The organism is Ruegeria sp. CF8, assembly GCF_056537285.1.
In genome coordinates this window covers 194,321-217,878 of sequence record NZ_JBQFRG010000002.1, presented here as the reverse complement: position 1 = coordinate 217,878, position 23,558 = coordinate 194,321, and the positions used below count along the sequence as shown (strand labels likewise).

At 56.7% G+C, this 23,558-nt stretch carries 18 protein-coding genes, 1 pseudogene and 1 riboswitch; of the genes and pseudogenes, 8 read left to right on the top strand and 11 right to left on the bottom strand.

Going from position 1 to position 23,558, the window contains the following annotated elements; genetic code table 11:
* Positions 1-72 precede the first annotated feature (72 nt).
* The 5 genes from ACR0EV_RS05645 to ACR0EV_RS05625 are packed head-to-tail and all read left to right on the top strand — an operon-like array spanning position 73 to position 7,234.
* A complete protein-coding gene (locus ACR0EV_RS05645; RefSeq protein ID WP_480799184.1) occupies positions 73-1,095 on the top strand; it encodes a quaternary amine ABC transporter ATP-binding protein in 1,023 nt (340 codons plus the stop codon).
* Positions 1,092-3,083 (top strand): ABC transporter permease, encoded by a 1,992-nt coding sequence (locus ACR0EV_RS05640; RefSeq protein WP_480799183.1) that lies wholly within the window; start codon positions 1,092-1,094, stop codon positions 3,081-3,083. Before ACR0EV_RS05645 ends, ACR0EV_RS05640 begins: the two co-directional genes overlap by 4 nt.
* A 1-nt stretch (position 3,084) precedes the next feature.
* On the top strand, positions 3,085-3,966 hold the full coding sequence (locus tag ACR0EV_RS05635; RefSeq protein ID WP_480799182.1) for a phosphotransferase: 882 nt from the start codon (positions 3,085-3,087) through the stop codon (positions 3,964-3,966).
* An 8-nt stretch (positions 3,967-3,974) separates the two neighbouring features.
* Complete coding sequence (locus ACR0EV_RS05630; RefSeq protein WP_480799181.1) at positions 3,975-6,419, top strand: GcvT family protein; 2,445 nt, start codon at positions 3,975-3,977, stop codon at positions 6,417-6,419.
* Positions 6,420-6,460: 41 nt separating this feature from the next.
* Positions 6,461-7,234, top strand: a complete 774-nt coding sequence (locus ACR0EV_RS05625; protein WP_480799180.1) for an inositol monophosphatase family protein — start codon at positions 6,461-6,463, stop codon at positions 7,232-7,234.
* Between the two features lie 48 nt (positions 7,235-7,282).
* Here ACR0EV_RS05625 and ACR0EV_RS05620 read toward each other — a convergent pair whose 3' ends face one another.
* Positions 7,283-9,694, bottom strand: coding sequence for a YbcC family protein (locus tag ACR0EV_RS05620; RefSeq protein ID WP_480799179.1), 2,412 nt, complete (start codon positions 9,692-9,694; stop codon positions 7,283-7,285).
* A 14-nt stretch (positions 9,695-9,708) separates the two neighbouring features.
* Positions 9,709-11,259: a proton-conducting transporter transmembrane domain-containing protein gene (locus tag ACR0EV_RS05615; RefSeq protein WP_480799178.1), complete on the bottom strand. Its 1,551-nt coding sequence runs from the start codon at positions 11,257-11,259 to the stop codon at positions 9,709-9,711.
* Positions 11,260-11,374: 115 nt separating this feature from the next.
* Between ACR0EV_RS05615 and ACR0EV_RS05610 the strand changes: the two genes are divergently transcribed.
* Entirely contained in the window at positions 11,375-12,253 is an 879-nt protein-coding gene (locus ACR0EV_RS05610; RefSeq protein ID WP_480799177.1) for a LysR family transcriptional regulator, read from the top strand.
* 14 nt (positions 12,254-12,267) lie between these two features.
* On the opposite strand, the gene ACR0EV_RS05605 is transcribed toward ACR0EV_RS05610, so the two are convergent.
* The 9 genes and pseudogenes from ACR0EV_RS05605 to ACR0EV_RS05565 form a co-directional block, all read right to left on the bottom strand.
* Complete coding sequence (locus ACR0EV_RS05605) at positions 12,268-13,278, bottom strand: FecCD family ABC transporter permease (RefSeq protein ID WP_480799176.1); 1,011 nt, start codon at positions 13,276-13,278, stop codon at positions 12,268-12,270.
* A gap of 1 nt (position 13,279) precedes the next feature.
* Entirely contained in the window at positions 13,280-14,230 is a 951-nt protein-coding gene (locus tag ACR0EV_RS05600; RefSeq protein ID WP_480799175.1) for an ABC transporter substrate-binding protein, read from the bottom strand.
* Positions 14,231-14,242: 12 nt separating this feature from the next.
* Positions 14,243-15,019: an ABC transporter ATP-binding protein gene (locus tag ACR0EV_RS05595; RefSeq protein ID WP_480799174.1), complete on the bottom strand. Its 777-nt coding sequence runs from the start codon at positions 15,017-15,019 to the stop codon at positions 14,243-14,245.
* Entirely contained in the window at positions 15,016-15,372 is a 357-nt protein-coding gene (locus ACR0EV_RS05590; protein ID WP_480799173.1) for a DUF1636 family protein, read from the bottom strand. Before ACR0EV_RS05590 ends, ACR0EV_RS05595 begins: the two co-directional genes overlap by 4 nt.
* Positions 15,373-15,611: 239 nt before the next feature.
* Positions 15,612-15,809, bottom strand: a riboswitch (cobalamin riboswitch).
* A 99-nt stretch (positions 15,810-15,908) separates the two neighbouring features.
* The gene (locus ACR0EV_RS05585) at positions 15,909-16,574 is read right to left on the bottom strand and encodes a D-lyxose/D-mannose family sugar isomerase (protein WP_480799172.1); all 666 of its coding nucleotides are present in this window, start codon (positions 16,572-16,574) and stop codon (positions 15,909-15,911) included.
* Between the two features lie 15 nt (positions 16,575-16,589).
* Positions 16,590-17,516 carry a carbohydrate kinase family protein gene (locus ACR0EV_RS05580; protein WP_480799171.1) on the bottom strand — a complete coding sequence of 309 codons (927 nt, stop codon included), beginning with the start codon at positions 17,514-17,516 and terminating at the stop codon, positions 16,590-16,592.
* 39 nt (positions 17,517-17,555) lie between these two features.
* Positions 17,556-18,536 carry a glucokinase gene (locus ACR0EV_RS05575; RefSeq protein ID WP_480799576.1) on the bottom strand — a complete coding sequence of 327 codons (981 nt, stop codon included), beginning with the start codon at positions 18,534-18,536 and terminating at the stop codon, positions 17,556-17,558.
* 45 nt (positions 18,537-18,581) lie between these two features.
* Positions 18,582-19,883 (bottom strand): annotated as a pseudogene (locus ACR0EV_RS05570) (GH1 family beta-glucosidase); the annotation flags it as partial.
* A gap of 2 nt (positions 19,884-19,885) precedes the next feature.
* Positions 19,886-20,917 carry a LacI family DNA-binding transcriptional regulator gene (locus ACR0EV_RS05565; protein ID WP_480799170.1) on the bottom strand — a complete coding sequence of 344 codons (1,032 nt, stop codon included), beginning with the start codon at positions 20,915-20,917 and terminating at the stop codon, positions 19,886-19,888.
* Positions 20,918-21,135: 218 nt separating this feature from the next.
* On the opposite strand from ACR0EV_RS05565, the gene ACR0EV_RS05560 reads away from it, so the two are divergent.
* Positions 21,136-22,494, top strand: a complete 1,359-nt coding sequence (locus tag ACR0EV_RS05560) for an ABC transporter substrate-binding protein (protein ID WP_480799169.1) — start codon at positions 21,136-21,138, stop codon at positions 22,492-22,494.
* A 55-nt stretch (positions 22,495-22,549) separates the two neighbouring features.
* Positions 22,550-23,557 (top strand): carbohydrate ABC transporter permease, encoded by a 1,008-nt coding sequence (locus ACR0EV_RS05555; protein ID WP_480799168.1) that lies wholly within the window; start codon positions 22,550-22,552, stop codon positions 23,555-23,557.
* Position 23,558: the final 1 nt, after the last annotated feature.

Here is a 23,558-nt window from a genome sequence, read left to right as displayed (position 1 = left end):
ACTGGCCAGAGCGGGCCTTTCGCTCTCTCGGACCGCTCTGGCCCTTTTTTGTACATTTGCCGGACCTCTCTGATGCCTCCCAAGACAAAATTGTCCTGCCGAAACGTTTGGAAACTGTACGGTCCAAACGCCGAAGCGCTGTTGAAGAAAAATCCCAACCCTTCAGCAGATGACATCCGAGACGCGGGTGTGATTGGGGCTGTGCGCAACGCCAACATCGACATCGCGGAAGGTGAGATTTTTATTATTATGGGGCTGTCGGGGTCGGGGAAATCGACTTTGGTTCGCTGCCTGTCGCGATTGATCGAACCCACAAGTGGCGAGGTCATTTTTGACGACGCTGATCTGCTGCGGGCGAACGAAAAAGAACTGATCGAAATTCGACGCCACAAGATGGGCATGGTGTTCCAGCATTTTGCTCTGCTGCCGCATCTAACCGTTTTGCAGAACGTAATGTTCCCTTTGACCATTCAGGCCACACCAAAGGCTGAGGCCGAAGCGAAGGCTCGCGAAGTGGTGGAACTGGTTGGTCTGAAAGGGCGCGAGGACTATTATCCGCGTGAGCTGTCCGGTGGCCAGCAACAGCGCGTGGGCATTGCCCGCTCGCTGGTGACAGAACCCGACCTGTGGTTTCTGGATGAGCCGTTTTCGGCCCTCGACCCACTGATACGGCGCGAGATGCAGGACGAGTTTCTGCGGCTTCAGGAACGCCTGCACAAGACCATCGTTTTCATCACTCACGACTTTGAAGAGGCCGTCCGCCTGGCAGACCGCATTGCCATCATGAAAGATGGCGAAGTGATTCAGATCGCCACTCCGGAAGAGCTGGTGATGCATCCCGCTACGGAATATGTGGCTGAATTCACGCGACATATCCCCCGCTCGAAGGTTCTGACCGTCGGCGGCGTTATGACCTCCGGCGCCGTAGGTGAAGGAGAGCCTATTGCGCAATCTGCCCGCGTTTCTGACGTGGCCGAACGCATCATCGCCGCCGATGCGCCGATCCCCGTTGTGGATGCAGAGGGGCAACCCGTGGGAGCGATTGATCGCAAAGCTGTTGCGCATGTGCTGTTCGGCGACGGAGACGCGGTATGATCCGGCTGAACCGGACGCAGGCCATTGCTCTGGCCCTTGTTCTGATCACAATCGCGCTTGGGTACTATGGCCGCGATTTGGGCAAAGCGCTGGATGCGCGTTGGCTGACCAAATTCCCTTCGGCCTGGGTGATCCCGTTCAAGTCCTATATTTCCTCGGCGATGACATGGCTGATCGAGGACGCTGCCATCGGGCCTGTCTCGTTCACCGATGTCACCCGCGCCATCGCGTGGATGATTGAACAACCTTACAATCTGGTGCTTGCCCTTCTGGCAGATGGGTTTGTCAGCGGTCAGGGCAATGATGCGCAGGTCATCCTGCCAGCGATCAGCTGGATCGTTGTGATTACCGCTGTCATCGCTCTGGGCCAGTATTGCCGCGATTGGGGACTGGCCGCTTTGGTCGGAGGATGCTTCATCTATTTGGCCGTGTTCGGTCAATGGGACAGTGCGATGGTGACGCTGGCCTCGGTCCTGATCGCGGTGCCGATTGGAGCGGGCGGAGGGCTGCTATTGGGTATCCTCGCCTATCGCCATCCGCTGTTCGAAAAGATCATCTCGCCCATTCTGGACCTGATGCAGACGATCCCGATCTTTGCTTATCTGGTGCCGATCCTGTTCATGTTTGGCTTTGGCCCGATCTCGGCTTTGGTTGCCACTATTATCTATGCCACGCCGCCAATGGTGCGGATCACCACTCTGGCGCTGAAAGGCGTTGACCCCGAAATACTGGATTTCGGTCGTATGGCCGGCACAACCCAGAGGCAGTTGATGTGGCGGGTGCTGGTGCCCTCGGCCAGTCACAGCCTGATGGTGGGCGTCAATCAGGTGATCATGCTGACGCTGAACATGGTCATCATCGCCTCGATGATCGGGGCCGGAGGGCTGGGCTTTGACGTCCTCGCCGCGCTGCGCCGTTTGGACATTGGGGCCGGGTTCGAGGCCGGGATCGCCATCGTGGTTCTGGCCATCGCTGTCGATCGTCTCAGCCAGGCTTTTGCCGAACGCATGGGGCAGGTGCATCACGAACAACCGGGCTCGTGGGTCGCACGACATCGCCGGACGGTGCTGGTGCTGATCCTGTTGGTGGCGACATGGGTGCTGGGGCAGTTCTCGCCGCTGCTGTTAGAGTATCCCGAAAGCCAGACCATCACCACGGGCGCGTTCTGGGACAACACAGTTGAGTACCTGAACGTCAACTATTTCGATGTGTTCGAGGCGATCAAGGTCTTCTTCCTCACGTGGTTCATGATCCCGATAAAAACGGTTCTGCTGGGCATCCCGTGGCCGTGGGCCATTGCAATGCTGACCCTGTTGGGCTGGCACGCGGGTGGCTGGCGTCTGGCGCTGCTATGCGGAGGGATGGCCTCGTTGATCCTTGTGTCGGGTCTGTGGTCCAAGGCAATGGTGACGGTCTATTTGTGCGGCGCATCGGTCATTCTGGCAACGCTGATCGGAGTCCCTTTGGGTGTTCTGGCGGCACTGAACAAACGCGCCGGAGCGGTGATCAACTTGCTGATCGACACGCTGCAAACCCTGCCCAGCTTTGTTTATCTGATACCCGTTGTGATGCTGTTCCGGGTAGGAGACTTCACTGCGCTGATCGCCATCGTCCTTTATGCGCTGGCCCCAGCCGTGCGCTATGCGGCCCACGGAGTGCGCTCGGTCAGTGAGGAACTGATCGAGGCTGGCTTGGTTTCCGGTTGCACCCGCACGCAATTGCTGCGCCATATCCGTTTGCCGATGGCGCTGCCCGAGATCCTGCTGGGCATCAACCAGACGATCATGCTGGCCCTGTCGATGCTGGTCATCACCGCGCTCGTCGGTACGCGCGATCTGGGGCAAGAGGTCTATATCGCCCTGACCAAGGCAGACACAGGCAGAGGTCTGGTGGCCGGGCTGGCCATCGCGTTCATTGCCATCATTGCTGACCGGTTGATCAATGCAAGCGCCCGTCAGGCCCGCATCCGCTTTGGACTGGAGAGCTAACATGAGCCAATCCGATCTCATGACCCGCATCCGCGATCTGTCGATCTGGCAGGGAGAGATTGAGGTCACCCCTCTGACAGGGGGCATCACCAATGTGAACTACCGAGTCACGGACAACAGTGGGTCCTATGTGGTGCGTGTGGGGGATGACATCCCGCTGCATCAAGTCATGCGGTTCAACGAACTGGCCGCCAGCAAGGCCGCCCATGCGGCGGATTTGTCGCCAGCGGTTGTACACTCGTCAGGCGATTTGACGGTGCTTGAGTTCATCGAAAGCCGCACACTGACCGAGGAAGATGTCCGCAACCCGGATATGCTGCCGCGCGTTCTGGAACTGGTGAAGGCGTGCCATACCGAGGTACCGAAGCACCTGCGCGGCCCATCGCTGGTGTTCTGGGTCTTCCACGTCATCCGCGACTATGCCGCGACGCTCACCGAACGCGGCAGTGCCCATTCAGTGCTGATCCCTGACCTGATCAACGCAGGCGCTACGTTGGAACGCGAGGCCGGGCCGTATGACATGGTGTTTGGCCATAACGATCTGTTGTGCGGCAACTTTTTGGACGACGGCAACCGCTTGTGGCTGATTGACTTCGACTACGCCGGTTTCAACTCGCCGCTTTTCGATTTGGGCGGGCTGGCTTCAAACAATGGTCTTTCCCCTGAACAGGAAGACTGGGTGCTCGAGACCTATTTCCAAGCCCCAGTCAATGATGACCTCCGCCACCGTTACACGGCGATGAAATGCGCCTCGCTGCTACGCGAAACCATGTGGAGCATGGTGTCCGAGATCACCTCGGATATCGACTTTGACTATGCGGCCTACACGACCGAAAACCTCGCGCGGTTCCGCGCGGCCCTGAACGATTTCAAAAATACCTGAGGACAGACATGACCGACCTTCCGACAACAGCCAAAGCCGTCATTATCGGCGGCGGGATCATCGGCTGCTCGACCGCATATCACCTGGCCAAACTGGGCTGGACCGACACGGTGCTGCTGGAGCGCAAAAAGCTGACCTCGGGCACTACGTTCCACGCGGCAGGACTGGTGGGGCAGTTGCGATCGAACGCCAATATCACGCAGCTGCTGGGTTACTCGGTTGATCTGTATAACAAGATCGAAGAGGAAACTGGGCTTGGTACCGGATGGAAGATGAATGGCGGTTTGCGCCTTGCCTGTAACGAAGAACGCTGGACCGAGGTTAAACGTCAGGCCACCACCGCGCATTCGTTCGGCTTGGACATGCAACTGCTGACGCCGTCTGAAGCGCAGGAGCTGTGGCCGCTGATGGATGTCTCGGACGTAATCGGCGCAGCTTTTCTGCCGACCGACGGTCAGGCGAACCCCTCGGACATCACGCAAGCGCTGGCCAAGGGCGCACGCATGGCCGGGGCGAAGATTTTCGAGGACACAAAAGTTACCGATATCGAGATCGAAGACGGAAAAATCCGTGCGGTGATCACGGAACATGGCCGTATCGAATGCGAAAAAGTGATCTGCTGCGCCGGTCAGTGGACCCGCACTTTTGCCGGGCGCTTTGGTGTCAACGTGCCGCTGGTGCCGATGGAGCATCAGTACATGGTCACCGAACCGTTTGATGTCCCTTCCAACCTGCCGACGCTGCGCGATCCGGATCGCCTGACCTATTACAAGGAAGAGGTCGGCGGGCTGGTCATGGGCGGCTATGAGCCGAACCCAATCCCTTGGGCGACCAAAGGGATTCCGCAGGGCTTCCACTACACTTTGCTCGACAGCAACTTCGACCATTTCGAACAGTTGATGGAACTGGCGCTAGGGCGTGTTCCTGCGCTGGAAAACGCGGGCGTCAAGACGCTGACCAACGGGCCGGAAAGCTTCACACCCGACGGCAACTTCATCATCGGCGAAGCGCCCGAGTTGGACAACTTCTTCGTCGGCGCAGGCTTCAATGCCTTCGGCATCGCCGCTGGTGGTGGTGCGGGCATGGCACTGGCCGAATGGGTCCACAAAGGAGAACCTCCGTTCGATCTATGGTCCGCCGATATCCGCCGTTTTGGTCGACCGCATTTCGACACCGATTGGGTGCGCACCCGGACCGTCGAAGCTTATGGCAAGCATTACACAATGGGCTGGCCGCATGAGGAGCATGACTCGGGTCGTCCCTGCCGCAAGTCACCACTGTATGACACGCTGAAATCGCAGGGCGCGTGTTTTGGTGAGAAACTGGGTTGGGAACGCCCGAACTGGTACGCGGATGCGTCGCGGGGAGAGACCGCTAAAGATGAATACAGTTTCGGCCGCCAGAACTGGTTCGATGCAGTGGGCCGCGAACACAAAGCAGCGCGTGAGGCGGCGGTGCTATTTGACCAGACCTCTTTTGCCAAATTTGCGCTGAAAGGTCCCGATGCGCTGGCGGCGATGAACTGGATCTGCGCCAATGATGTCGACAAGCCGGTTGGCGCGTTGGTCTACACTCAGATGCTGAACGACAAGGGCGGGATCGAATGTGACCTCACTGTAGGTCGGGTTGCGCATGATGAGTTCTACATCGTCACGGGCACCGGCTTTGCCACCCATGATTTCGACTGGATCAACCGCAATATCCCCGAAGGCATGAACTGCCAGCTGTTCGACATTACCTCATCGAATGCGGTGCTGTCGCTAATGGGACCAAAAGCGCGGGATATTCTGGCGGCGGTGACGCGCGATGATGTTTCGAATGACGGGTTCAAATTTGGAACGATCCGCACCATTGGCATCGCCGGATGCCCGGTCAAGGCGCTGCGCGTGACATATGTGGGTGAGCTTGGCTGGGAACTGCATCTGCCAGTGGAATATGCCCAAACCGTCTATGCCGCGCTGATGGAGGCGGGCGCGCCTCATGGTCTGGTGAATGCAGGATACCGCTCTATTGAATCCCTGCGACTTGAGAAAGGCTACCGTGCCTGGGGCTCGGATATCGGGCCGGATCATACACCGTTCGAAAGCGGGCTGGGCTGGGCCGTCAAGCTGCGCAAGGAGATTGACTTCAAAGGCCGTGCCGCATCCGAAAAGCAGAAAGCAGAAGGCGTTAAAAAGATGCTGGCCTGTTTCACGGTTGACTCAGACATTGTCTTGTTGGGGCGGGAAACAATCTATCGCAATGGCGAACGGGTCGGTTGGCTGACCTCGGGCGGGTATGGATATACCGTTGGGAAATCGATTGGATACGGTTACATCCGCAACACCGAAGGCGTTGATCCAGAATATGTCACGTCCGGAGAGTATGAATTGGACGTGGCCACCACAAGAGTACCCTGTCAGGTGACTTTGCAGCCGCTTTACGACCCCAAGATGGAACGCGTAAAGGTCTGAAATCTGTATCTACGCAGAAGTATCCATCTGAAAGGATTGAAATGGTCGCCGCGCATACGCTGAGGGAACATGCCATTCAGATGGCTGCTATTGCGTCGTCATCTGCGATGCGGTTTTTCCGTGGATCTCTGGGTGTCGAGTTCAAACTGGATGAAAGCCCTGTGACGCAAGCCGACAAAGCGGTGGAAGCCGAGGTTCGGTCCTACCTGAATCAGCATTTTCCCACGCATGGGGTCTTCGGTGAAGAACACGGACAAGAGGCAGGTGATGGTCGGCACATGTGGGTCATTGATCCAATCGACGGAACCCGATCATTTCTGTCCGGGCATCCTTTGTTCGGGTTCCTGTTGGCACATCTGGTGGACGGGCAGCCTCAGTTAGGTTTGGTCGGAATGCCCGCTTTGAATGAGGTTTATGTCGGTGTCATTGATGAAGGGGCCACTCTGAACGGTAAACCCATTCGAACCTCGCAACAAAAGCGCTTGGATCAGTCTATCCTATACGTAAACGAGGGGGACAAGATCCACCGCGATCATCCGGACCTGTTCAACCGTTTGATGCAGGCCGGGCAGACGCGTCGGTTCGCCTATGATTGTTATCCGCATGCGCTGCTGGCCGCGGGGCATGTGGACGCCGTAGTGGACTATGACCTGCATCCCTATGATTACTTGGCGGTTGCGCCGCTTATTGCGGCAGCTGGTGGTGTGATGACCGATTGGCAGGGCAGGGCGTTGACACTGGAGTCAGACGGCGCGGTCGTATCGGCGGCAACCCCAGAGCTGCATGCAGATCTTTTGAACCTAATCAACGCATAGTCATACGAATAAAGGCCCGGCGCTGTGGCTGGGCCCTTCTGTTTTTGCTTATTCGGCAGCGATGGCTCGTTCAGAGCCAGCGGGTTTCGCAATCGGGCTCCATTCCAGATCACCTGTGTAACGCCAAGCCAGATCACCATTTTCATCCATCGCGATCAGGTGAAGCCAGCGGTTGTCAAACAGAGCTTTGACATTTGCATGCCGTTTCAGAATGTCGTTCATGGCTTCACGCGGCGCTTCGATCACAACGGACAGGCGCAGAGGATCATGCTGAAATGCTTCGCCATCATGGACCGATTGCCAAGGCAGCCCTGGGCGCAAAGCACCTCCGTTCCCCTCGACAACACCGATCCCGCCGACCACGTTGTGCAGCAGTTTGTTGCCACCGCCAAACAATCCCGGCGCGACGGACGACCCGTAATATTGCAGGCTGATCCAGCTTGCCACGACCACCGGGGCGGTCATGATCAACTCCAGCACGCCAAACCCATCATCCGAACGCCAGTCATAACTGTGCAGAAAGGACTGTCCGGCCAATCCGGTCCCATCGGTCCGGCTGCGTGGGGCAGCTATGAAGGCTCTGCAGCCGGCCAGACCCCATTCAGGCCGAAGCTCGGCCCAATCCTTGGCACGGCGGGCAATATCGTCACCTCCGTTGGCACGAGGCAGCCGCGCCGAACGCTCGGTGCGCGCCAGACGCCCGGCTTCATTCAGCCAGGTTTTCAACTTGGCGATCTGAGGTGCCCACAATCCTGCCGGATGGTCCTGATCAAACAAGGTGACCCCATCCGTCGTTGTGTTGTGCAGCGCTGGAAGGAACAGCGTGTCAGTGGGGATGTCGATCCCTTTGTCCCGCAGTCCCTCGCGCACCTGGTTGTCGTTCAGGAGGCTGGCCAGAAGCCGGGCGCTGACGTCCCCTGCATGACCACCGCAGGCACCGCACTGCAACGCGCTTTCATGCGGGTTGTTGGTGACGTCCGCCCCGTGTCCTGCCAGCATCACGATACGAGCAAAATTCCCCGTCAGAGACATAGCGCCCAGGATGGCCTTGGCGGTATCGATGCGCGTGGTCAGATCCATCGTTGGATCCAGCTTGGGTGCAGGATCAAACTTGGACCCCTTGCCGCCGGAAGCAATCGAGTCCCGTAGCAACTTACCTGCGTAGATCGGACCGGTCGCTTCGACAAAGGCGAAGGATGAAACAGCGGCCAGTTTGAAGCGACCCCAAGCACGTTTCGCGCGTGCAGTATAGCGCCGATCGAGATCGGACAGCGTGTCTTCTGCCGCTTTGGACGTGACATTGGGGTTCAGAAGAACGGGCCCCCGCAGCTCGGTCACGTCTGATCCCGCGCATTTATGCGCGCTGGCCAGCCCAAAGAACCCGGCAAAGCCTATGGTTTCAATGCCTGCATCCTGTGCTTCCAGCGCTCTGCGGAAGACCTCGGACCGGACGTCAATACAGAACGCGGCCTGAACCATGGGACGGCCTTCACTTGTTCTTGGCTGAGATCCCGACAAAGCCTGGCCCAACTTGCGCTGTTGCGCCCGTTCAGCGGCATCTTGCAGAATGGCGTCAATCACCATGTCACGGGATGGTGTGATCGGCGTTTCGTGAACTGCGATGGTTTCCGACCAACGTGACGTGATCTGATCGCGGTACTGGTGGAAAAGCGCCTCTTCAAACACCATCCGAATGGCAAGCAGTTCAGCCGTTGTTGTGTCAATCTGACCCTGAAGCTCGGCCTGCCACAACAGATAACGTGCATATTGCGCCCATCCGCCCAGCGTGATCAGCCAGCGATGAAAGGTTGTTGCGGCCGCCTCTGGCGTGACGCCCAGCGTTTCCGATGCCCGTCCGATGGCCCGCCATTGTGAGCGGTTAGTGGCCGCCACAAATGCGCCAAAGCCCTTCAACCCATTGATTTCCGGCGTCAGGTCGCGCGAGGCAAACTCCCGCCATGCACTGAATGCACCGCCGGCACGACCGGGCTGCCACAGGGCCTGGCCTTCGTCGAAATGACTTGCGGCCCAAGCCCCGATACGTTCTTCGATCAGACCCGGCCAGTCGATGCCCGACACATCGGCGGCGAGATCTGCAACTGTTGGCAATGGGGCAAGAGGTGCCGCGTCCTTGGTCAAAGCCGCCGTCACATCCTCAAGCCTTGGCGGATCAAAGCGACTTTCGACATGAGAAATTGCCTCGACCAGATCACTGTCGACCATCTCACCGGTTTTCAGCTTTTCGGCCATGGCTTGCCGGTCAGGTGTGATGCGTACACCAGCCACGCGACCAAGGCGAGCGGCCGTCACGGCGAGCGTGTCTTCAGTCTGGCCAAGGAAGGGGTTCACGGCGACGTTGGCCGCCAGCGGAAACAGAGGAGGGATCTGACGCACAGCGTCATTTGCAATCGCGACCAGTTCCAAAAGCGGAGCAGGATAGCTTTCGTGTTTCATATACATGTCTGATCCCCTTTTTAGACGGCCCGCCGCGTGGACCATCCGTCCAGCAGCCGATCAAAGATTGCGTTGGCATAAAGCCCGTTGGACAGATGCACCCGGATACCAGCCGCCGCAGGATGCGAGGCCCAAAGCGGGAAGGTTGACTGAGCCAGTGCCACTGCACCAAAGCTGAAAAGCGCCAGAACGATCAGAGCCCATTCCAGCGGTCCCGCAGCGGGTGTGGGTGGCAATGTTCCGGCGGTCAGATGCTGCGCTGCAATTTGCAGAACGAAGTAGCTGACAGATGTTGCGCCGGCATAGATGACGGTGCGGCGGGTCAGGGCTCCGGGGGCTGCATCGGCAAATCCCTGCGCCAGCAGATAAGCGACGCCGAAGATCAGGATAACGCCCAGTGCAATGGCTTGGACAGATTTCCCGTCGATCCCGAATACCGAAGCCACCGCGCCGTAGATCAGAATGCCGGTTGCGAAAGCCAGCAATACGTTGTGTGCGCTTGGAACAGCCACTGGCCCCGGCCGACGGATCGCTGCAACGTTGCGCACGGCTTCACCAGCGCTCAAAAAGGCATGCGCTTTGTAAAGTGAGTGCGCCACGATATGCAACAGCGCCAATGGGAACAGCGCGAGCCCGCACTGCATGATCATGAACGCCATCTGAGCGATTGTGGACCATGCCAGAGACGTCTTTACCGCTGGCTGTGTCAGCATCACCAGCCCGCCAAACAGGGCAGTGAACCCACCGAGCATCACCAATAAGGCCATGATGCCCGGTGCGACCAGCATCACATCGGCAAAGCGGATCAACAGGAACCCGCCGGCATTAATCACACCGGCGTGCAGCAGGGCAGAAACCGGCGTCGGTGCTTCCATAACCTCGGTCAGCCAGCCATGGAAAGGGAACTGAGCCGACGCCAGCACGGCGGCTATCGCGATCAACAGGGCCGCAACAATTGTAACTACGGTTGGTTGTGCCGATGACAGGATCGTGGCGATATCGGTCGTTCCGTAGCCGATGATCAACAGGACCACCGCCAGCGTAAGCGCTGCCTCGCTAAGCCGCGCCACAACAGCTTTTTTGCGCGCTGCGCGCTGTGCCGTTGTGCGTTCGGGGTAGAACAGCAGCAGTTGATGCAACGCCAGACTTGTTGCGATCCAGGCTGCAAGAAGTTGAGTTAGGTTGCCGGACATGACCAGTAACAGAACGGAAGCAAGCGCAACGGACATCCATCCGGTGAAGGCGCCCTGTTTCTGTTCACCATCCATGTAAGTCGCTGAATAACGCAGGACGATCCAGCCAATGAAGCTGACCAGAACCAGCATCGTGGCGCTCACCGCGTCCAACCGTACTGATAATCCGACGCCCCAGAACCCGATTAGTGCCGATGTTCCGGATCCATTGGCAATCAGCAATACTGCGGACAGCGCTGACACAGCAAAAGCCGCCAACGCAGCCCATTCCGCGATTTTTGGTAAGTTGCCCGGGCGCATCCCCGGATGACGGCTGCAATAAAAAGCCGACCCTATAAAGATCAGCGGGCTTAGGAGGGGTAGAAGCAAATAGCTCATGCGTGTGTCCCTTGACGTTCGATACTGACTCGACTTGTTCAAGTAGACATATTTCGCGTGCCATCATATGAAAAATACATTGTTTGATTAAATACGTTCGGTTAAATAGAACGATATGCCGCTTAACTATCGTCATCTCCGCTATTTCTGGGCGGTTGCCCATGACGGCAATCTGACCCGGACTGCACAACGTTTGAACCTGTCACAGTCCGCCTTGTCCGTGCAGATAAAGGAATTGGAAGATCGCCTTGGCCATCCGCTGTTTGAACGTAGGGGCCGCAAGCTGCACCTGACCGAAGCCGGACATATCGCGCTGGATCACGCAGATGCGATTTTTGCGACAGGCCAGGAACTTGTGGCAACCTTACAGGATGCTGGAAACACGCGGCAGGCGCTGAGGGTGGGGGCGCAGTCCACACTGTCGCGGAACTTTCAGATTCGCTTTTTGCGACCCATTTTGGCGCGTGTTGATGTCGAGGTCATCTTGAGGTCTGGCAGTCCAAGTGAGTTGCTGGAAGGGCTTGAAACGCTGAATTTTGATTTGGTTCTTATGAACCACGAACCCGCGAGTGACAGTTTGACCAGCTTTGTCACTCATCATCTGGCCGAACAACCGGTGAGTATCGTTGGAACCCCGGATCGCCTTGATCCGACGCGCCCGATACGGGATTTGTTGGAAGAACAACCTTTCATCCTGCCCACAACCAACAACAGTGTTCGTACTGCGTTTGACGCTATGGCCAGCCGAATGTCGGTACGACCTCAAGTAGCTGCCGAGGTGGACGATATGGCCATGATGCGGCTTTTGGCGCGCGAGGATATCGGCTTGGCTCTGGTGGCTCCGATCGTTGTTCAGGACGAACTGAACTCGGGCCGTTTGGTTGAAGCAAAAGAGCATCCGAAGATCAAAGAAAACTTCCACGCAATTACGTTTAAGCGGCGGTTCCCCAATCCCTTGGTGCAAGAGCTTTTGTCACACGGGCCGGACACATAGGCCAAAATCTGACGTCAATCTCCGCGCGCCGATTTAAACAGGTATAGAAACACAAAAAGAGACCCGATCGACGTTGTTACAATTCCCACAGGCAGTTCTTGAGGGGCCAAAAGAAGGCGGGACAAAATATCAGACATCGTTAGCAGGATCGCCCCGACGATGGCTGAGGTAATCAACAAGTTTCTGTGCAGCGTGCCGGCAATACCACGTGCGATATGAGGGACCATTAACCCGACAAAACCAATGACGCCGGCCACAGACACAAAGCTCGCTGTCGCCAATGCAGCGACGAAGAACATACTGAAACGCAGACCTTGGACGGGTATGCCCAGAGAGGATGCTGTGAAATCTCCGGTCAAAAGGGCATCCAGCCAGCGACTGCGGTAAAGGGCATAACTCAGGATCAGGGCGAGTCCAGTCAAAACCAGTGGGAAAGTCTCCCACCGTGCAAGGCCCAACCCGCCGAGCATCCAGAAGATAACCGAATGCGCCGCGCGATTATCGCCGGAAAAAATCAAATAGTTTGTGATGGCCGAGAACAGAAAGGACACGGCTAAACCGGCCAGAATCAGTTTCTCAGGAGCACTTGTACGCAGGCCCTGAACCAGTGCCAGAACAATACCCGAAGCAATCAAGCCTCCGCAAAATGCCGCCAAGGGCAGGGTCCAAATGCCCAGCACATCACCCGTAACGGTGATCACCAAAACCGCCCCGGCAGCCGCGCCCGAGGACAGGCCAAACAAGAAGGGATCGGCCAGGTCGTTGCGCGTGGTTGTTTGCAAAACCACACCAACAACCCCCAATCCTGCGCCGATGACCGCTGCGAACAAGGCGCGGGGAAGGCGCAAGTCGAAAACGATCCGGTGAAGCGGGGACATGTCGCCATCGATCAGGCCTGTTCCAAGACCAATCGCGGCGACCACGTCTCGCACAGGAATATTTGTTGTTCCATAAACGATTGACAGCAGCAAAAGGGCGATCAGAACGATCGCCCCCAGCAAGATCGAACGGCCCAAATGGACCATATCAGTTGGTCTCCGGGTGCATTGCCTTGACCATTTTTTCGATGGCCTCAATGTTTGCCGGACCGGGTGTCAGTTCTTCATAGCGCAGGCCTATCCAGCGCTCGTTCTTGACTGCGTCGGTTTGAGACATGACTGGATGATCTTTCAGGAACTGGAACGTATCTTCTGCACCGTTTCCTGTCTGATAGTCCAGCAGAACCAGAAACTCCGGGTTTGCAGCAGCCACGGTTTCCCACGACGTACGGCCCCAACTGGTGTCCATGTCATGGGTCACATTCTCTCCGCCTGCAGCGGCGATCATCGCGTCGGGTATCGCAAATTTGCCAGCGGTAAACGGAGCATCTGCTGGCCCGTCCAACAGGAAGACACGGGGTTTGGGCAGTTCAGCTGTTTTGGCTTCGATAGCGGCCAGTTGGTCTTTCCAGCCCGAGACAAGCTCTTGCGCCTTGGCTTCGACACCCATGACCTGACCCAAGCGCAGAACGTCGCCAAACAACAGGTCCATGCTGGCCTCTGGGCGGTCTTTGTTCAGATGTACGCAGCTTTCGGTCAGAACCATGGTCTTGATGCCGAAGGGCGAAAGGGTGTCCGGAGTAACCTCGCCACCCGGCTGCATGCCGTAGTACCATCCTGCAAAGAACATGTCGGGTTCTACTGCAATGAGGTTCTCAACAGTAGGGTATTTTGGTGCAAGCTCTGGGATATCACCGCGCTGCGCATCAAAATCAGGGCTTGTCTTGTACCAGCCCGTGATTCCGGTCAGGCCCACGATCTTGTCTTGCAGACCCAATGCAAACGCCATGTCGGTCATGTTCATGTCGTGGACAACGATCCGCTCGGGCGCGGTTTCAAAAACCAGCGGTTCGCCGCAATTGTCCACTGTGATGGCTTCTGCGGCCGCGCCGCTTGCGAGGCCAGTGAACAGAGCCACAGGCCAAAGTTTCTGCATCATTGTAAGCTCCTGTTATGATGACAGTTTTCGTTTTCGGATATCCAGCGCAGGGATCATGCGGCCTTCATGCTGAAAACACAGATAATCCACGCCAAAGGTGTCGCGGACACGTTCCGTAGTCAGCACTTCGCTGACGGGTCCGTATCCCGTCAGGCGTGTGGACTTCATCAAAGCCACATGCGTTGCAAATTCGGGGATCATGACCAGATCGTGGACGATCATGACCACCGTGACGCCCAACTCGGCAACCAGGGACAACATGTGCCCCTTGGCGTCGGGATCCAGATGATTGGTCGGTTCGTCCAGAAACAACAAGGAAGGGTTTTGCGCCAAAGCGCGCGCGATATGAGCGCGCTGTCGCTCGCCACCCGATAGCTGGCTCATCGGCTTGCGGGAAAGATGAGACAAGCCGGTCGTTTCCAGAACTCGATCGAGGTCTTCCTTGTGCTCGGTAACCGATTTTTCAGCCCGAATAGGGATTTGCCCAAGCGCAACATAGTCTCGCAGACGCAGCCGACCGTCCGGCATTTCCTGCTGGCCGACAACCGCGATGGTGCGGGCACGCTCATGCGCGGATAGGGTGCGCAAGCTTTGGCCTTTTATCCACACATCACCCAACGCAATACGTTCTATTCCGCAAAGCAGCTTGAGCAGCGTTGTTTTCCCCGCACCATTCGGTCCCGCTATTGCCAGAATCGAGCCTTCGTCTAAGCCGAACGACACATCTTGCAGGAGGACGTCGCCATTCAAAGCGTAATATTCGAGACCTTCCACTGACAGAAAACTCATGACACCCCCTTGATTGGCAGGGCCGGGATTCGGGACAAGGTCTTGGTGAATAACGCGGGCGGGCGTTCGGTTGCGTTTGTCCAGCCATCGGAACTAAGGCTATATTGCTCGGCAAATTCCGCCACTGCGTCCAGATCCAGTTCCGTGTCGATGTCCCCAAACAGATACTGAGCCTTGCCCGGTGCCTGAAGGCCGATGGTCGTTGGTCGGGCGCAGCCCGCCATGCAATCAACAGTTCGGATTGCAAATCCCTTAGGGAGAATTGGTGCTAGTGCGCCCGTCACTTGATCGGTGGACATGGCACCAGTGCAGGTTGCGCATACAAGAATGAAATGATCAGCGGTTTTTGTCATTGCGTGTAGCGCTTACTGTGGGATGGTTTTAAATGCAATGTTATAACGTAACAAAACGCTAAATTTGCAGCACCGCAGGGTGTCCCAGCGCTGTAGGTATGAAAAAAGAGCTTGTTTCTGTCAGTCACCTTTAAAACTGTCCGCTCCGCTTGAAACCAAGCGCGGACAGAAGGTGCCACCAATGTAAACACGCGGAAAACGTGCCATCAAAGCCTCCTTCCAGGACGCCCCGCCCCGGGTTGGTTGAACATCGGATGGCAGGTCTCCTGACTTGCGGGTCTAGGCTCGGCCCACCTTCCCAACCCTTTCGGGGTCAGTGGCGCAGTGGCGTCGCTCTCCGCTTACAGTTGCGGGGGCAGTCACGGACTTGGCAAAATACTGTGCCGCACCGTATTCCCATTTTCATCCCTTACGGAACCATCCCGCTCAGCTAGTCTCGCAGTGCTTGACTTGTCAAGCGGGAGAATGAGTGGCTTTGGGCGAAATCACTTGGGCTCAGCCCTGTTGCCTGTCGGAAATTGCCAGCCCGGTCTGCGTCAGTAGTCGGAAACCAATAGGAAATCTGGCGCGGCATCTTCTTCGATTTTTGAAAATCGTGGGATCGGATCTTCAAACACATTATCCGTGCGATCGTCATTCACGGTCGAAACCTCTCCAATAAGGCAATCGCCGTGCTCGGCCCAGAACGCGTGCCAAACTCCGGGCATCAGAGTTACGCTTTGCCCTGGTTTCAGGCGTAGATGTTCACCTGGTTGCAACGTGACCGGGCAGGCATCGCTGGGTACTGTGACAGGCGTATGCCGGTCGATGCCGCCCTCGGGGTCCGATGCGTAGATCTCCATCACCAGATCACCGCCGCCTCGGTTGATGATGTCCTCTGCCTTGACGATGTGGCGATGCATCGGAGACAGTTGTTTGTCTTTCGAGATCAACAGTTTTTCTGCGTAAAGCATCCCGCGCCCGGACTGCAGATCATTCACCTCGCCGTTGCGCAGGGTGAAGAGGAACAGGCCCAGCTCATCAAACCGGCCCTGAGCGTAGTCGGTGATGTCCCACCCCAAGCCGCGGCTGCGGATCGTTTCCGCCAACGGGCTGCGCATCTGTTCAGGGGACCAATCTGCAAAAGGCGGCAGTACGGCTCCAAACGATTGAATGAACGCCTGCGCTTCGGACTTGATGCGATTTATGTCAGATCGTTTCATCGGATTTTCCAAAAATTATAGCTCATGAGCCCAGGGGGGTTCCGCCCCGGCGCGAGATACGGTTACAGCGGCAACTTCGGCGCCCAGTTCCATGGCCGCGTGCAAAGCGCTAGAAGTTAAGTTGCGTACTGCAGGTTTTGTCAGATGCCCGGCGCGGCTGAGACCAGTGAGCACACCTGCATTGAACGTATCCCCCGCACCGATCGTATCCACGACCTGCACCGGCTTTACCGGCACCGTCACTTGCGATCCATCCGCCAGATACCCGTTTGCGCCATCGCCGCCCCGGGTCACGATCAGCGCTGATGGTCCGGCTTTCAACAACAAGGCTGCTTTGGCTGCTTCGGGTTCCGCACCGGGAATGATCCAGTCTAGATCCTCGTCCGAAACTTTTACGATATCGGACTGCGCGATCATGCGGTTCAAGCGAGTTCGAAACCGGGTTTGATCCTGAATAAAACTCGGACGAATGTTGGGATCCAACATGATAGGGCGATCGTTTCCATGCTGGCTCAACAGGGAGGCATAGGCATCTGCACATGGCTCACACGCCAAGCTTATGCCCCCAAGATACAAAGCCGAGATAGCAGGGAGCTGATCTGGCATATCTTCGGGCATCAACATACGCCCAGCCGTGTTTTCATCAACAAAACTGTAGGTTGCGTGGCCATCTTCAAGTTGAACAAACGCAAGCGTGCTGGGGCGATCCGAAAGTATGACATGCGAAACGTCAACGTGGCTTGCCTTTAACGCGTTGATCAGTTGCTGACCGAACATGTCCGTAGATACACCGGTCAGCATCCCGACGGACTCACCCAAGCGCCCCATGGCGACAGCTGTATTCAGGATCGCGCCACCCGTGTGAGGCACAAAACCTTGCGCGCCGGACACCGTCGGCTGGGCAATCATGTCAATCAGGGCTTCCCCACAGCACAGGATCATTCCAACGTCCTTTCCCAGAGCCTCAAGCGTGCAAGATGGTCATCGCTTCAGTGCGTTTTTGCAAAAGTTGTTTGCCCCGATGATGCCGAACTCGGCCTGCTCTGAGACGTAAAGGTTCAAGGATTTGCGAAGCTCGCTGAAACGCCCGCCGCCATTGAATGCGTCCTTGAAATCCTGATCAAACAGCCAGCGGTTTTTCTCGGCGACACCACCGACAAGAAACACTCCACCAGTAGGCATAAGCGTTACAGCCATATCACCCATAAGCGCGCCCAGATGCGTTGTGAACATCTGCGCAGTTTTTACCGCGATGGGATCTGAGGCATCGCGGGCTTCCGACAATATCTCTTTGGCCGAGCGAAATGACGATTGCACAGCACCCGCTGCCAACCCAACGGCCTGATACAGGATAGGAAGGCCAGTTCCGCTCAGGAACATCTCTGCCTCCAACGCAAGGCTGTCGCCAAAGAAACAGTCCGGAGCAATGTGACGGGCGGCTTCAAAGATCTCGACCTCGTCCCGGTGGCGCGGGTACAACCCAACATGTCCACCTTCGCCGGAAACTGTGTGATAGTGACCTTCGGAAAACAGCAATGCTCCGACACCAAGCCCGGTGCCGGGGCCAACCACCAAGCGTGTGCCGGCAGGCGGTTTCATCTGACCTTGCAAAACCGAGATATCTTTTTGCGCGATGTCGGCGACGGACCATGCTGCTGCGGTGAAGTCATTGATGACAAAAGTATGTTCCGCCCCGGTCGCCTGCGCCAGTTCAACCTCGGACAAGTCCAGATTGGCGTTTGTAAGGCGGATGACGCCATCTCGGACGGGACCAGCCCCGGCAGCAACGACCGCCTGAGGATTTGTGCCAACCTCATCGCGCAACGCGTGAAAGGCGTTCAGCAGATCATCCAGAGTTCCCGTCGGGTGTTTACGCAGGTCTGTCAGTTCCCCGTTTGTCACAACACCCAGACGCGTGTTTGTTCCACCGATGTCCGCAACCAAATTCCAGTGTTCATGCACAGATCCAGATGGTTGCGCTAACGGCTGAGAGACGTTCTGCCCCTCTGAAAGGGCGGATTTAAGTGCCACGAACGAAGCTTTGGGCGTTCTTTCCAGAGTTTCAAAATCCACGTCCACCAGTCCAAACCTTTTCTCGTACCCGAAGGCCCATTCGTAATTGTCCAGTAAAGACCAGACAAAATAGCCTTTCACCGGAACACCTTGTGCCAAAGCGTCCTGCACGGCTGCAAGGTGTGTATCAAGATATTCGATACGGTCCACATCCCGCACGCGCTCGGCGCTCGCCATTCCGTTTTCGGTGATATAGATTGGTAGCCCGCCCGTATAGTCCCTCTGTGTGCGAACCAGAAAGCGGTTTAGGGCGGAAGGTTCTATTTCCCAACCCATTTGCGTTTTTGGCAATGGTCCCGCTACATCTGTCAAACTGGGCCATGCGGAATCGTTGGGTGCAATAAGCTTGCGCGTGTAATAGTTCAATCCGCACCACTCGACCGGCGTTCCAATTGTCTCGAAATCATCTTGCCAACCAGACGGCAAGTGCGGCTCCAGGCCATCCAGTACCAGTTGTGGATACTCTTTCTTGAATACACCACCAAGAAAGAACCGATTGTAAATCGCGTCATACCGGTCCGCTGCAAGCCGCGCTTCGACGCTGTCATCGGCGGGTTCCGCCCACTCCAGGTTAAACACTGCACCCAGGTTGCTCATGCCAAGGCTGCGCATGGCTTGAATTGCCCGCCCATGGGCCAGCAAAACGTGATGCATCGCGCGGGCGGTCGCGCGGATGTCGCGCAGGCCCGGGGCGTGATGACCTTCGAAATGGCTGAGCCAGCTGACACACCATGGCTCGTTAATGGGGGCCGCACTGAACATCCTGTCACCGATGCGGCCCATGATGATTTCGGTGAAGTCTGCAAACCATCCCGCGATGTCTCGGTTGCACCAGCCCCCCTGATCCGCAAGGGCGGAGGGCAGTTCCCAGTGGTACAGCGTCACACATGGGCGGATTCCGCGGGCGAGCAGCGCGTCTGCCAGCCTGTCGTAGTAATCCAGCCCGGCTTGATTGATCTGGCCGCGACCTTCCGGCAAGACACGCGCCCAGCTGGTTGAGAACCGATAACAGTCAAAACCCGCTTCGCGCACCAGATCGAAATCCTGCTCGAACCGGTTCAGGTGGTCGCAGGCCAGATCGCCGTTTTCCTCACGCACCACATTGCCGGGCGAGGCCGCAAATGTATCCCAGTGCGTTCGCCCGGCACCACCCTGTGCATGCCCTTCGATTTGATAAGCTGAGGTTGCGACCCCGAAAAGGAAATCTTTTGGGAAGTCAGCGCGAGAATGTTTCATGATTACGTCCTGTTGGGCGCAGGGCCCGTCGATCGGCCAACAACCAATTCGGCCTCAAGCAATTTGGTATTGGGCGGACCATCTGGAGACTTTATCCGATCAATCAGCATTTCTGCGGCCATTTCCCCGGCTTGGCGGACAGATGATCGGGTCGCTGTGAAAATCGGGATATCTTGCCCATTCTTTAGATATGAAAGGTCATCGTCATGTGCGATGACAGAAACGTCGCGGCCCATAACCAAGCCCGCTTCATCTAAGGCGCGTCTGACCCCAATGGCGGAAATCATCGAGGATGCCAAAATCGCTGTTGGTGGGTCAGAAAGTTGCAACATGCCGCGCGTTTCCCGATGCCCGAAAACCTCGGTCATCTCGGCACTGCGCATCAGGTCAGGGTCAGCGGTTATGCCGGCTTGCTCCAGAGCTTCCAGATACCCCGCGCGTCTGCGCTGTGCAAAATCCATCTCCTCCAACCCGTTGATAAGGGCGATCCTGCGGTGTCCAAGATCAATCAAAAAACGCGTTGCTCGCAAAAACGAGCTTTTGTTGTTTACATCTATCCAGTCGTAAGGCGTATCTGCGCCCGTTGAACGCCCATGCACGATGAACGGCACTCTCATACGCTTGAGGACTTCGATCCGAGCTTCGTTCACTTTCGGGCCTTGCAGCACAATACCATCAACGGCCCCTCGCTGAATAAGGCTGCGATAAGCTTCTTCGATAGAAGTATCGTCAGCGTTGGTGAACATCATGTCGTACCCGTGTTCTGCATATTTCTTCGCGGCTCCGGCTACAAAATCTCCGAAGATCGGGTTCACCATTTCATGTTGCGACGAACTGGGGATCACATGTCCGATCACCATGGATCGACCGGTTGCCAGACCCTTTGCGCGACTATTGGGTCGGTACCCATGTTTCTGAGCGGCGGCTTGCACACGTACACGCGTTCCCTCGCTGACCTCGGGATAACCGTTAAGCGCACGGCTGACCGTTGTTTGCGAAAGGCCCAGAATTTCTGAGAGCTGCTTTAGGTTCATTGTGCTATTCAAAGCGCCTTCAATCGTGTGCTGGTATTTGTTGTGTGGGCAATTTGAGCGTCCGTCAACTTGTTTTGCTGAAGTTACCAAATTTATTAATAATGCTGGATTGGGAAAGCGAATTATTGACAGAGCGAAATTGTTAGCGGATAACACATCGCATCCAAAGCGCTTTGAAACTGAGTCTGCAAGCGCGCGAAACTTGGGAGGAGGATGAGATGAGACACTCGCTTTATGCAGGTGCGGCGGTGTTCGCCCTGATGGCTGGGTCTGTTCAGGCGGAAGGTGAATTGATCCACGCCGTAGGTGAGGGCAGCTTTGACTGGGACGGATTTCAGGCCTTTGCCGACGCAAACGATCTGTCCGGGGAAAGCCTGACCATCTTTGGTCCCTGGCTGGCGGGTGAAGGTAAATCCTTTGAGAACCTTGTAGCGTATTTCGACGAGGCAACAGGCGCGAATTCCAGCTATGTGGGTTCAGATTCGCTTGAGCAGCAAATCCTCATTGACGCGGCAGCAGGCTCGGCGCCGAACCTGACGGTATTTCCACAGCCCGGTCTGGCCGCAAACCTTGCGAAGCAGGGGTATCTGACACCGCTGGCCGAAGGATCGGCTGACTGGATCAAAGATAACTTTGCCGCAGGTCAGTCATGGGTTGATTTGGGCACCTTCGAGAACGATCAAGGCGCTGCCGAGTTCTATGGTTTCTTCTTCAACGTGAACGTGAAATCTCTGGTCTGGTACATCCCAGAAAACTTTGAAGATTTCGGGTATGAAGTGCCTCAGACCATGGAAGAGTTCAAAGCGCTGATGGACCAGATGGTCGAAGATGGCGAAACCCCGCTATGCGTTGGTCTGGCATCGGGCGGCGCGACCGGCTGGCCCGCGACCGACTGGGTGGAAGACCTGATGTTGCGCACCCAGCCGCCGGAAGTCTATGACCAGTGGGTGTCGAACGAGATGAAGTTTGACGATCCTCGTGTGATCGCCGCGATCGAGGAATACGGCAGCTTTACCCGCAACGACGACTATGTTGTCGGGGATGCTGACGACACCGCCGCGATTGACTTTCGCGACAGCCCCAAGGGTCTATTCGACAGCCCCCCAGCCTGTATGATGCACCGCCAAGCGTCGTTTATTCCGGCGTACTTCCCTGAGGGCACCGAATTGGGTGTAGATGCTGATTTCTTCTACTTCCCGGCTTATGCTGAAAAAGATCTGGGTACTCCGGTACTTGGGGCGGGTACTCTGTTCACCGTCACCAACCCAAACCCTGCGGCCGAAGCGTTCATGGAGTTCCTCAAGACACCCTTCGCGCATGAGATCATGATGTCGCAAGACGGCTTCCTGACACCTCATCTGGGTGCCAACCCTGAAAACTATTCCAACGACACCCAGCGCGGGCAGGGTGAAATCCTGACCAATGCTACGACGTTCCGTTTTGACGGGTCTGACCTGATGCCGGGTGCGGTAGGGGCCGGAACTTTCTGGACCGGAATGGTGGATTATTCGTCGGGTGCAAAAGACGCAGCCACCGTGGCTGGCGAAATCCAGTCGTCCTGGGACGCGGCCAAGTAATCAACCGCTGGGGCGGTCTTAGGATCGCCCCGCTTGCCAAACGGATGAGCACACCATGACACCGGCACTTCAAGGCCTGCTGACGATCGCCATCGGCGTGTCGGGTTGTGTGGGCTATTTCTACCTATCAAACCAGTTTCTGGACAAAGTCCTGTTCCCGCCGCGCGGGCCGAATGCAGGGCGCAACATCAACCGGGCCAACATGATCCGGCCATGGCTGTTTCTGTTTCCAGCCCTTGCGGCGCTGGGGCTGTACCTGGCTTATCCGGTGGTTGAAACGCTGCGCCTTTCACTTACGGAGCGTGTGCCCGGCGGCGGGTACAGATGGGTTGGTCTGGACAATTACTCTCAAATGGCGGCTGAGCCGAAGTTTTGGGAGGCCATGCGCAACAACATGTTCTGGCTGATTGTTGTGCCAGCAATGTCCACGGCCTTTGGTCTGCTTGTCGCGCAACTGACCGACCGCATCCGCTGGGGTAACTTCGCCAAGTCTCTGATCTTCATGCCGATGGCGATTTCTTTTGTGGGCGCGTCGGTGATTTGGAAACTGGTCTATGATGCGCGCCCGGCAGAACAGGACCAGATCGGAATCCTGAATGCGCTGTATATCTTCTTCGGAGGAACAGAGCCGCAAACATGGCTAACGGTTCCGTTCTGGAACAGCTTCTTCCTGATGATCGTTTTGGTCTGGATCCAGACGGGTTTCGCAATGGTCATTCTATCAGCGGCTTTGCGGGGCATTCCCGAAGAAACCATTGAAGCCGCCGTTTTGGACGGGGCAAACCCTTTCCAAATCTTCTTCAAAATCAAAGTGCCACAGATCAAAACCACAATCCTTGTTGTTTGGACGACTATCACAATCACCGTACTCAAGGTCTTTGACATCGTTTTTGCCATGACCAACGGCCAGTGGGAGACACAGGTGCTGGCCAACTACATGTACGACAAGCTGTTTCGTGCCAATGACTGGGGCGTCGGGTCGGCTTCGGCGATGGTCATCATGCTGCTGGTTGCCCCGATCCTCGTCTGGAACGTGCGCAATGCCCGCAAGGAAATGGAGTAAA

What these genes read in the sequence shown, in the direction of transcription:
- ACR0EV_RS05645 (WP_480799184.1), top strand. Translation starts at nt 73, where the DNA reads ATGCCTCCCAAGACAAAATTGTCCTGCCGAAACGTTTGGAAACTGTAC.
- ACR0EV_RS05640 (WP_480799183.1), top strand. Translation starts at nt 1,092, where the DNA reads ATGATCCGGCTGAACCGGACGCAGGCCATTGCTCTGGCCCTTGTTCTG.
- ACR0EV_RS05635 (WP_480799182.1), top strand. Translation starts at nt 3,085, where the DNA reads ATGAGCCAATCCGATCTCATGACCCGCATCCGCGATCTGTCGATCTGG.
- ACR0EV_RS05630 (WP_480799181.1), top strand. Translation starts at nt 3,975, where the DNA reads ATGACCGACCTTCCGACAACAGCCAAAGCCGTCATTATCGGCGGCGGG.
- ACR0EV_RS05625 (WP_480799180.1), top strand. Translation starts at nt 6,461, where the DNA reads ATGGTCGCCGCGCATACGCTGAGGGAACATGCCATTCAGATGGCTGCT.
- ACR0EV_RS05620 (WP_480799179.1), bottom strand. Translation starts at nt 9,694, where the DNA reads ATGTATATGAAACACGAAAGCTATCCTGCTCCGCTTTTGGAACTGGTC.
- ACR0EV_RS05615 (WP_480799178.1), bottom strand. Translation starts at nt 11,259, where the DNA reads ATGAGCTATTTGCTTCTACCCCTCCTAAGCCCGCTGATCTTTATAGGG.
- ACR0EV_RS05610 (WP_480799177.1), top strand. Translation starts at nt 11,375, where the DNA reads ATGCCGCTTAACTATCGTCATCTCCGCTATTTCTGGGCGGTTGCCCAT.
- ACR0EV_RS05605 (WP_480799176.1), bottom strand. Translation starts at nt 13,278, where the DNA reads ATGGTCCATTTGGGCCGTTCGATCTTGCTGGGGGCGATCGTTCTGATC.
- ACR0EV_RS05600 (WP_480799175.1), bottom strand. Translation starts at nt 14,230, where the DNA reads ATGATGCAGAAACTTTGGCCTGTGGCTCTGTTCACTGGCCTCGCAAGC.
- ACR0EV_RS05595 (WP_480799174.1), bottom strand. Translation starts at nt 15,019, where the DNA reads ATGAGTTTTCTGTCAGTGGAAGGTCTCGAATATTACGCTTTGAATGGC.
- ACR0EV_RS05590 (WP_480799173.1), bottom strand. Translation starts at nt 15,372, where the DNA reads ATGACAAAAACCGCTGATCATTTCATTCTTGTATGCGCAACCTGCACT.
- ACR0EV_RS05585 (WP_480799172.1), bottom strand. Translation starts at nt 16,574, where the DNA reads ATGAAACGATCTGACATAAATCGCATCAAGTCCGAAGCGCAGGCGTTC.
- ACR0EV_RS05580 (WP_480799171.1), bottom strand. Translation starts at nt 17,516, where the DNA reads ATGATCCTGTGCTGTGGGGAAGCCCTGATTGACATGATTGCCCAGCCG.
- ACR0EV_RS05565 (WP_480799170.1), bottom strand. Translation starts at nt 20,917, where the DNA reads ATGAACCTAAAGCAGCTCTCAGAAATTCTGGGCCTTTCGCAAACAACG.
- ACR0EV_RS05560 (WP_480799169.1), top strand. Translation starts at nt 21,136, where the DNA reads ATGAGACACTCGCTTTATGCAGGTGCGGCGGTGTTCGCCCTGATGGCT.
- ACR0EV_RS05555 (WP_480799168.1), top strand. Translation starts at nt 22,550, where the DNA reads ATGACACCGGCACTTCAAGGCCTGCTGACGATCGCCATCGGCGTGTCG.